Raw genomic sequence first — 9950 nt, forward strand, 5'->3', positions numbered from 1 at the left:
GGTACGCCGCGTCGCATATCTCGGTGTCTCTGAATCTTTGAGCATGGTGTCCACGATGGTTTACGTGCACACGATCTTGCGAGATGTCGCGGGACTGTTCAAGGTGGTACGGCTGGTCGCTTACGATGGGACAAACAGTCATGGAGAGCTCCTTGCGATGGACGCAAAAAAGCCCGGGGCACGCAAACGTGCACCGGGCTTGTGGGTAGGGTGAAATCAGACCAATGAGAGGCTGGTCAGGGCGGGGTTACCTGGATGGCAATGGGTATATGTGGAACCCAACGGAATTCAAATGCAGCCTGATGCTTCGCGGGGCTGCTTGCGGAGCTGATGATCAGTGCTGGAATGCGTTTCTTGGCAGGAACTCAACGCCTGTGCGGTTTACGAGCTCCTGATAGCTGATCGGCCGACCCACTGACTCACCGTCCCGGTTTTGTTGCCAATGTGCCCAGGCCTTCTGCATGGTGGCGTCATATACGAGCTTGTAGAGATAGGTTGGTACCTTAACGCCGTTGGCGCCGATACGCGGGCCAGCATCCGTGAACACGGGTCCCGTGATCACAAACACATTCCCCTTGGCTCGTTTAACGTAGTGCCGTGTGTCCTGCTCAATCTTGGCCCACGCTCCACCATTGTGTTGCGCATTCTGCGGAACCATGTTCGCCAAACTGAAGTGAACCGCCCCGGGTTTCAAGGAGGCTGATTGGTTTAAGTTGACACCTCTGTCGAGGTGTTGCTGACGGCGAGTTGCCGCCAGTAGTTTGCCTCAGCTTCTGCGGGAGGGATGCCCCCAATCGGCGTGAGCAGTCGGACGTGATTGAACCAGTGCACCCATTGCAGGGTGGCCAGTTCCACGGATTCCCTGGTCTTCCAGGGTCCCCGGCGGTGAATCAGCTCGGCCTTGTACAGCCCGTTGATGGTCTCGGCCAGTGCGTTGTCGTAACTGTCGCCCCGGCTGCCCACCGAAGGCCGTATGCCTGCCTGGTCCAGGCGCTCGGTATAGCGGATGGAAACGTACTGACTGCCCCTGTCGGAATGGTGCGTCAAGGCATCAGCCACAGGCTGGCGGTCGTACAAGGCCTGCTCCAGCGCATCCAGCACAAAGTCCGTCTGCATGCTGCTGCTGACCCGCCAGCCCACGATGCGCCGGGCATACACGTCCACCACGAAGGCCACGTACAGCCAACCCTGCCAGGTGGAGACATAGGTGAAGTCCGACACCCATAGCTCGTTGGGACGGCTGGCCTTGAAGTGCCGGTTGACGTGGTCCAGCGGGCACGGGGTCGAGGTATCCGGCGTGGTGGTGCGCACCGCCCTGCCACGGCGTGTCCCTTGCAAGCCCATGGCACGCATCAGACGCTCGACCGTGCAGCGCGCCACCACGATGCCCTCGCGGTTCATCTGCAGCCAGACCTTGTCGGCCCCGTAGACCTGCCAGTTGGTGTGCCACACGCGCTGGATGTCGGCCTTCAAGCCCTCGTCACGCTGGGCGCGTTGACTGCGCAGTTGCGGGTTGCGTTGTCGGGCTGCGTGGCGCCAGTAACACGACGGGGCCATCTGCAGCACCCGGCAGATGGGCTCGACCCCGTAGTCGTCACGGCGGCGGTCGATGTAGGCCTTCACGATTTGAGTCGGCGGTCGAGCTCCGCCTGCGCAAAAAACGCGCTGGCCGTCTTCAGGATGTCATTGGCCCGGCGCAGCTCTTTGACCTCACGTTCCAGTTCCTTGATGCGCTGGGCATCCGAACTGGTGGTGCCGGCACGCTGGCCGCTGTCGACCTCGGCCTTCTTGACCCATTCGTGGAGGGTCTGCGGCACACAGCCAATCTTGGGGGCAATCGATTCAATGGCTGCCCACAGCGATGGGTAGTCGGCTCGATGCTCCTGCACCATGCGCACGGCGCGCTCGCGGACCTCGGGTGAGAACTTGTTTGACTTGGTCATAGCTCCATCTTCTCAAGTGTTGGAGCCTCCTCAAAACCCGGGGCGGTTCATTGGGCCACATAGACGGGTGTCTTGGTCGTGCCTGAGTGCAGCACTGCAAAGGCTTCGTAGCAAAGCTCTTGAAACTGGGCCCGGGGCGTGATTGCGGGTGGTGTGCCATTGGCAAAGAACTGCGGGCACTGCGAGAAGGAGGTGGGCTCGGGTGTGAGCAGCGCGGTATTGGCGAACTGCGGAAATCTGGCCCAAGAGAGATTCGAGACCACCGTACCCGCTAGGGTCAGGGCAAGCAGCGCGGCTACGCGCATTCGGCATAGGCGGCGGGAACAGTGACTCACAAAGGATGGCATGCATCTTTCTGGCGCGGATTAAATCACTGAGGTAGCACCCGCCAAACCAGCTTCTACCAGCCGCCCGTGCAGCAACGGGGGCAACCTGCTAGTTCCTAAAGGCCGTGAAACAGCAGAGACTTCTCTGGGGCGCGTTCACCGAAAACCACATCAATTCGATCTCGGCAAAGTCGTTGTGAATCACCCTGGTTCGATTCAGGAAGCGCCGAGTGATTTAGGCGGTGAAGTTAGAGAAATCTCAATACCGGTTGGAAGGCTGACAAGGCGAAAAACATCGAGACTAACCTCGATAGGACGGCATTCAAATTGAGATTTTTTGTTCGATTCAGATGCAGGCTGCCACTGAAAGTTCACGGGCAATGGATTGCCTGGTTCGAGGGTGGCATCAAGCTTTCCAGCCGATAGTGGTGAGGCCGCCTTGAAGTTCTTCGAGAAGGAGAAGGTGTGCTTTTCGCACCCAGTGCTAGCTGACCGAGACATTGAGCTGGAGACCTCGGTAACGATTGCTGCAGCTCTCGTCACTACCAGACAGCTACTCAATCCGATGATTTCAATGCCAGAGAACGGTTCAGAACCGCGAACGCCATCAACATTTATGAACACCGTGATGTCGCTCTCAGCGTCGGAGGTGAACTGAAACGCAAGAGTTCGTTTTTGCATAGATATCCTCGCCCTCTAACTTGAATGTTCATGAATCTTCATCAGCGGCTGATGAGCTGTATCTTGTCGATGAGTGCAGAAGTTTTTTCCGTCGCGCTCTTGACGCCTGAACAAAATTCCTCATGAAGTTTCATTCTGTTGACTCGATGCTTATCTAGGCCACGCTTGTCGAAGTGCTTGCCAAGGATCGCGGCTGCTCTCATCATCGGGCTGCCTGGGTCAATGTCTGTCGCCCACCAGTGCAGAGATATCCGGAACCGAGGCTCTGCTGCGTACTGTCGGCTGTTTTGATGGCGAATACTGAGCACGAGCGGCCAGTAACCTGCCTGCATCGGAGGCTGGCGCTCTGGCTCCAATGGCATAGCACGTCTAAACCAGACGCGCCCGCTTTCTACCACCTCGGGGGTGCCCTCTAAGAGCGGATAGGCCTCCGCCAGCTTTGTGAGAAGTAGCCGCATGTGCGACAAGCCCACTAAGCGGTTGAGAGCTCGTTGATGCTGAACGTACAGGCGAAATAGCTCATGCGAAGCCCCGTCTCCGTCAAGGAGACGCGTAGTCCAGCTCTCCAGTACCCGAGCATTCGCGCGCGCAGCCTTTAGGGCTGCTACAACCGCTGGATGCTGAATTGCGAGTTCACCGGCCAGCTTGCTTAAGCGTTGTTCAGTCGGATCTTCATAGTCAGTTACCGCACGGCAGAAGGAAAGCAATGGAGCTGAGCTTCTATCACCTCGTTGCACCGCACTTTGAGCTCGCATCTCAGCGTGGTTGAGCCAAGCGTAGTCCATACCGATCCACCGATTGTCGAATGTCGTCGGCAGCTGACTGGAGTCAAGGTTCGGATCTAGAGCAACAAAAGCCTTGTCATAGTCCTTGAAGGCAGCCTTTTTTACGAGCACTTTGTTCGCGACATCTAGATACTCCGCAAGCTGGCCCTTACCGAAGGCCGCGCCTGCCTTGATCTCAACCACGATCACCAGTTTGTTCGCAGGATCAACGATGACGAAATCCGGCCGGCTCGACTTGGGCAGGTCACCCGTCATCGTGTACTCTCGGTAGCACACCACTGAACCGAAGTCAGCCGCCAGAATGCGAGCAGGAGTCCAGTGCTGCGCGAAGTGCCAACTGTGGGAGTTCTTTCGAAGTCGATCTCCTGGCTGTTCCTCGCTGCCAGCGCTGTACAAGGCGAGCAGAAAGCTTCGGAACACCGCATCGCCTTGTCTGTGCCCTTCGCCTGCGTCCATTGCCCAGGCTAATAGATCCGCAAATTGGGTTTCACGTGGGCGGATAAGAGTAAGCAAATCATCTGAAGACCGACTCAGCTCAATCAGCTCGTGCAAGTTTTTGTCTGCGCAGAAAGCCTGTAGATCGCCTAATTCCATCTTTTCTCCCTTATTTTGCGTGGTAAGTCTACGCGTTCAGTCTTTGATGGACTCTTCAAACTTCCGATGGAGTTGATGGTGGCCATTGACCCGATCCGGCTCAATGGAGTTTTAGTCAGCGTATCGAACGTGTCGATCCTGAAAGTAGCTCATCACACGCTCGGTTTTTTGCTCCAGCATCGCCATGTGCTCGTTGGCGGCGTCCCGAAATCTGGCCCCGGTTCCTACGGGTACGCGTTTGTCCATTTCTTGCTCCAAGTCCGCATTCAATCGCTCCCCTGGGTTGAATTGCGGGCTGTAGCTGGTGGATAGAACAACTCGATCTGGTCTTGGCGCTCAGCAATTGCAGCCGCACTGCATGCGACACATTACGTCGCAGCCACCCGGATGATGGATCTCATCGATAAGGAGAGACCACCATCATGGCAAAACGTAGAGCGGCAATCTCATACAACCCAGGCAGCATTGAACCGATCATTCGCCTCTGGCTGCTTCGTGTTCTAGTTCCCCTGGGGGGGTACCGCCAGTTTGTGCACCCCCACGGGTTCAACAACGACACCTTGGCAGATGTGATCGGGCTCGGTCACTGGATCGATCCCGAAACACGCGAGTTTGATCAGAAAGAAGTGCAATCCGAACTGCGCCATTTGCACCAGAAGGCTGAGGGGCAGTGGTATGGGGAGCGCCAGTCAACCTTTCTGAGCCAAAACATCGATCAGCTATCCAACCTGGTGGGGTTGAGCATGATCGATTGCAAGGTGTTGGAGTTCACGGTGTCCATTCATAACGAGCGTCTCCTCGATGACGCATCTGAATGGCTGGGTGATCTGTCTTCCGTCAAGATCATTCATGCCTTGTCCATCATTCTTGATCTGCCCGAGGCAGACATTCGTGCTTCGCTGAGTGCCACAGGCATTCTTGCCAGGTCGGGGCTGGTCATGATGGACCGAAGGGGGCGTGGCGCATTGCGCTACAAGCTGGACCTGCTTTCTGAAGGGTTTGCTGACCTGATGGCTGCCTCCAAAGCCGACCCTATCAGCCTGCTGCGGGGCACCGTGTCTGCAGCAGGCCCCGCTCAACTGAGCTTGGCCGACTACAGCCACATCCAGTCCTCCTTGGAGATCCTGTGTCCCTATCTGCGCAATGCCATGGCCACTGGTCGGCGTGGCGTGAACATCTTCCTGCACGGCGCACCGGGAACGGGCAAGAGCCAGCTGGCGCGGGCCTTGGCCAAGGAGATGGGGTACGAGCTGTTCGAAGTCGCCAGCGAAGATGCAGACGGTGACCCGATCAATGGAGAACACCGCCTACGAGCCTTTCGTGCAGCCCAGAGCTTCTTCTCTCAACAGCAGGCAATGATCGCTTTTGACGAGGTGGAAGACGTTTTCAACGACGGCAACAGCTTCTTTGGGAGCAAGAGCACCGCCCAGCTGCGCAAGGCTTGGATCAACCGGATGCTGGAGGAGAACCCAGTGCCCACACTGTGGATGTCAAACTCCATGCGAGGTCTCGATCCCGCCTTTATTCGCCGCTTTGACATGGTGTTTGAGTTGCCCATTCCACCCAAGACGCAGCGCGAGCGGATTCTGCAAAGCAGCTGCGGTGAGCTGCTTGACGCCAACCGGATTTCCCGCATCGCAGAGGCCGAAGCCCTTGCTCCTGCGGTGGTCGCAAAGGCGAGTTCCGTCATTCGCTTGATCCGGGACGACCTTGGCCCTCAAAAGACGGCAGCTGCGTTGGAGCGTTTGATCTCCAGCACCATGGAAGCCCAGGGGCACGGTCCGCTGCTCTCGCATGATCCAAACAGACTGCCGGAGGTATACGACCCAGACTTCATCCATGCCGATGTGGACCTGGCGGCCGTAGCCGCAGGCCTGGTCGCTGCACGCTCTGGCAGGCTTTGCCTGTACGGGCCGCCTGGCACCGGCAAGACCGCCTACGGTCGCTGGCTCGCTCAGCAGCTCGGTGTTCCTCTGCTCGTCAAACGCGCGTCCGATCTGAAATCCAAGTGGCTGGGTGAGAGCGAAAAGAACATCGCCAAAGCCTTTCGCGAAGCGCAAAACGATGGCGCGGTCCTCTTGATTGATGAGGTGGACAGCTTTCTGCAGGACCGACGGGGTGCCCAGCACAACTGGGAAGTGAGCGAGGTCAATGAAATGCTGACCCAGATGGAATCCTTCTCGGGGGTTTTTGTAGCCTCGACCAACCTGATGGAGGGCTGGACCAAGCCGCCCTGCGCCGGTTTGACCTCAAAGTGAAGTTCGACTTTCTACGTGCCGACCAAGCGTGGGGGCTGCTGTTGCGTCACTGCGAGGGACTCGGATTGCAGCAACCACAGTCGGAGGAGCAGGCCAGAATTTCACGAGTGGCTTCGCTCACGCCAGGAGATTTTGCGGCCGTGGTGCGCCAGCACCGATTCCGGCCCATTGCGTCTCCTGCCGCGCTCGTTTCGGCCCTCGAAGCCGAATGTGCGGTGAAACATGGCACGAATCGCGCCATCGGGTTTTTGTGAGCCCTAACCATGGGAGAATTTCTTTCAAACAAGAGGGAGTCGGCCTTGCGTGTGCTTTCCAAATCGAAGCTGCTGGCGTTTCGGCAGTGCCCCAAGAGGCTGTGGCTGGAGGTGCATCGCCCGGACCTGCGAGAAGACTCCTCGGCCACCCAGGCCAGCTTCACGGTGGGTCACCAAGTTGGCGACATCGCCAGGCAGGTCTATGACCCCAAGGGCAAAGGCGCGCTGATCGATTTCAAAGTGGGAGGCTTTGAGGCAGCCTTTGCTCGGACGCAGGCGCTCCTGCAAGCGAACCAGCCGATCTTCGAGGCTGGATTCCGTGCCGAAGGGGCACTGGCCTTTGCCGACGTGATGCTGCCGGTCAAGCGAGGCGGCAAACGGGCTTGGCGCATGGTGGAGGTGAAGTCGTCCACCTCCGTCAAGGACTACCACCGGGACGACGCCGCCGTGCAAGCCTTCCTGGCTCGCTCCTCAGGAGTTCCCCTGGCTGAGATTGCGCTGGCCCATATCGACAGTTCATGGGTCTATCCAGGCGGTGGTGACTACAGCGGGCTTTTGGTCGAGAACGATCTGACCGATGAAGCGTTTTCACGCGGGACCGAGGTGCGCAGCTGGATCGAAGAGTCCCATGGGATCGTTACCAAAAAGAAGGAACCCCGGGTTTCAACGGGCGAACAGTGCAGCGCTCCCTATGAATGTGGTTTCTTCTCCTATTGCCAAAGCCAGGAGCCTCAAGCAGAGCAGCCCTTGCATTGGCTGCCCGGGGCTCAGAGCAAGGGGCTGAAAGCGCATGTTGAGGCCCATGGAGTGCTCGAACTGCGCGATGTGCCGGATGCGCTGCTCAATGACAAGCAAAGGCGTGTGAAGGCGGCCACGCTCTCGGGAAAGACGTACTTTGATCAGAAGAGTGCGTTGCGCGAACTGGCCCAGCACAAGCTGCCCGCGTTCTTCATGGATTTCGAAACCATCCAGTTTGCTGTACCGATCTGGAAAGGCACGCGCCCCTACCAGCAGATTCCATTTCAGTTCAGCGTGCATCGCCTCGCCCGTACCGGGAAGCTCGAACAGCAGGCTTTTCTCGATCTCTCGGGCGGTGATCCCTCAAGAGCCTTTGCTGAAGCCCTGATCAGTGCATGCGGCGAGCGTGGTCCCATCTTTGTCTACAACGCTGGTTTTGAGACGGCGCGAATCCGCGATCTGGCGCAGCGTTTTCCACGTCTGTCTGATGCCCTCCTGGCGCTGAATGAGCGTGTCGTGGATCTGTTGCCTGTGGCCCGTGAGCACTACTACCACCCAAGCCAGCAAGGGAGCTGGAGCATCAAGGCGGTACTCCCAGCGCTGTGCCCGGACTTGAACTACGGTGACCTTGATGGCGTCCAGGATGGCGGCATGGCCATGGAGGCATTTCTGGAGGCGATCTCGCCCCAAACCTCGGCAGCACGCAAGGCTGAGATTGAGCAACAACTTCTGGCTTACTGCGCGCTCGACACCTACGCCATGGTCCGCCTGTGGGCTGCGTTCTCCAACTCGTCTTTGAAGATCTGAAATGGCGAAACGCTCCGACACTCTCGAAACAGTCTTACTCGCTGTCGAACTCCTGCGCCGCATTCCCCGTTGCCGCAAGGTCACTGCCAGCGAGCTGCATCAGCAACTCAAGCATGCAGGCATGGAGCGCGAACTGCGCACCATCCAGCGGCAACTGGAAATGCTCAGCGAGCACTTTGAGATCGAGCGCGATGACAGCAGCAAGCCCTATGGCTATCGATGGCTTGAGCAGGCCAAGGCACTGGCTGTGCCCAACCTTACCCCTCAAGAATCAGTGCTGCTGCAATTGGCAGAGGAGCATCTCAAGAACTTGTTGCCGCCCCGGCTCATGAAGTCCATGGATGCGTTTTTCAGTCAAGCGAGACGCAATCTGGGCCCGGAGAGCAGTGCACGCCTTGAGCGGGAATGGCCAGGGAAGGTACGTGTGGTGGCGACAAGCCAGCCGTTGTTGCCGCCCAAGATTGTTCCTGGTGTGTTTGAGGCAGTGAGCGAAGCTCTGTACAGCAATCACTGGCTGCACATCGAATACAAGAACGCAGGCGGCAAGCGCACCAGCGCGGACGTAATGCCGCTGGGACTGGTGCAACAGGGATCGCGGCTGTATCTCGTTTGCCGCTACCAGGGCTTTGACAATGAACGCAACCTGGCATTGCATCGCATCGCTGCGGCCGAAGTGTCAACTCTTACCTTTGATCGGCCCAAGACGTTTGACCTCAAGCGCTATGACGATGACGGGCGTTTCGGGTTTGGTGAGGGCGAAAAGGTTCGACTGGCCTTTCGCATTGAACGCAGTGCGGGGTTGCACCTCATGGAGTCACCGCTCTCCACTGATCAACAAGTGGTTGAGCGCAAGGATGGACAGCTCGAAATCACGGCTACGGTCATCGATAGCTCGATGCTGGAGTGGTGGCTGCGAGGTTTTGGAGAGGCAGTGACCGATATTAAAAAATTACCAGCAAATATCAACAAAAACTGAATTTGAGGCCTATTCACATCACCAAAACGACCATCACGAAAAAATTGCTTCTTCTGTGAATAATCGTAGACAGGATGACTTAACCAGAGTAGATAGGCAAGCCCCCACAAAACTCAACAAAGAAAGTGATTGGCAAATATGAACATCCGAAAAGGAACCGGCGCAACTGTCTTGCTAAACATTAGTGGAAACGACATTAGAGAAGGCACTGGCGCGACAGTTTTGTTTAACATCTCCGGGAACAACATCCGCAAAGGCACAGGCGCCACTGTTGTGCTAAATGTCAGCGGAAACAGCATCCGAAAAGGAACTGGAGCAACCACATTGCTCAACATCAGCGGAAATGACATTCGTGAAGGCACTGGTGCTACTGTGCTATTCAACCTTTCGGGTAATAATATTCGAAAAGGCACCGGCGCCACGACGCTTTACAACACAACAGGACGCTGCAACACACAACAACTAGGAGGCCGTCGGACTTGAGCCGCGCGGGTCTATTGCGTCGACCCCGCAGCGCCGTTCGCGGCGGCGCGAGGCGGAGTCTGCCTTTTCGACTCGGCTGAGACCGCTGCGAGTCGCCCAAGACCC

The 9950-nt window shown here is 57.4% G+C and carries 8 protein-coding genes, 2 pseudogenes and 1 other annotated feature; of the genes and pseudogenes, 5 read left to right on the forward strand and 5 right to left on the reverse strand.

The features are described from left to right. On the forward strand, positions 1-214 hold a 214-nt coding region (locus NFX52_RS27960), incomplete at its 5' end, for a hypothetical protein (protein WP_238385431.1). 120 nt (positions 215-334) lie between these two features. Here the strand turns inward: NFX52_RS27960 and NFX52_RS27965 are convergent. The 5 genes and pseudogenes from NFX52_RS27965 to NFX52_RS27990 all read right to left on the reverse strand — a co-directional run. Further along, positions 335-682: pseudogene (locus tag NFX52_RS27965) on the reverse strand (DNA/RNA non-specific endonuclease); the annotation flags it as partial. A 26-nt stretch (positions 683-708) separates the two neighbouring features. After that, positions 709-1943 (reverse strand): IS3 family transposase gene (locus NFX52_RS27970; RefSeq protein WP_252635926.1). Its coding sequence is split into 2 segments (ribosomal slippage): positions 709-1661 and positions 1661-1943, totalling 1236 coding nucleotides; the frame shifts between segments, so codons are not numbered across the junction. Beyond that, positions 1549-1665, reverse strand: a sequence feature (AL1L pseudoknot). (Overlaps the previous gene by 117 nt.) Before the next feature lie 542 nt (positions 1944-2485). Beyond that, positions 2486-2950: a hypothetical protein gene (locus NFX52_RS27980; RefSeq protein ID WP_156358904.1), complete on the reverse strand. Its 465-nt coding sequence runs from the start codon at positions 2948-2950 to the stop codon at positions 2486-2488. A 41-nt stretch (positions 2951-2991) separates the two neighbouring features. Beyond that, positions 2992-4329: a PDDEXK-like family protein gene (locus NFX52_RS27985; protein WP_252635927.1), complete on the reverse strand. Its 1338-nt coding sequence runs from the start codon at positions 4327-4329 to the stop codon at positions 2992-2994. 111 nt (positions 4330-4440) lie between these two features. After that, positions 4441-4679: pseudogene (locus NFX52_RS27990) on the reverse strand (transposase); the annotation flags it as partial. A gap of 72 nt (positions 4680-4751) precedes the next feature. On the opposite strand from NFX52_RS27990, the gene NFX52_RS27995 reads away from it, so the two are divergent. The 4 genes from NFX52_RS27995 to NFX52_RS28010 all read left to right on the forward strand — a co-directional run bounded on the left by NFX52_RS27995 (position 4752) and on the right by NFX52_RS28010 (position 9845). After that, complete coding sequence (locus NFX52_RS27995) at positions 4752-6587, forward strand: AAA family ATPase (RefSeq protein ID WP_252635928.1); 1836 nt, start codon at positions 4752-4754, stop codon at positions 6585-6587. Between the two features lie 305 nt (positions 6588-6892). Further along, on the forward strand, positions 6893-8386 hold the full coding sequence (locus tag NFX52_RS28000; protein ID WP_238385717.1) for a DUF2779 domain-containing protein: 1494 nt from the start codon (positions 6893-6895) through the stop codon (positions 8384-8386). Position 8387: 1 nt separating this feature from the next. Beyond that, positions 8388-9362 (forward strand): helix-turn-helix transcriptional regulator, encoded by a 975-nt coding sequence (locus NFX52_RS28005; protein WP_055401269.1) that lies wholly within the window; start codon positions 8388-8390, stop codon positions 9360-9362. A gap of 138 nt (positions 9363-9500) precedes the next feature. Further along, positions 9501-9845, forward strand: a complete 345-nt coding sequence (locus NFX52_RS28010) for an MDR/zinc-dependent alcohol dehydrogenase-like family protein (protein WP_156358829.1) — start codon at positions 9501-9503, stop codon at positions 9843-9845. Positions 9846-9950: the final 105 nt, after the last annotated feature.

It is taken from the genome of Acidovorax facilis (genome assembly GCF_023913775.1).
Lineage (GTDB): Bacteria > Pseudomonadota > Gammaproteobacteria > Burkholderiales > Burkholderiaceae_C > Acidovorax > Acidovorax facilis.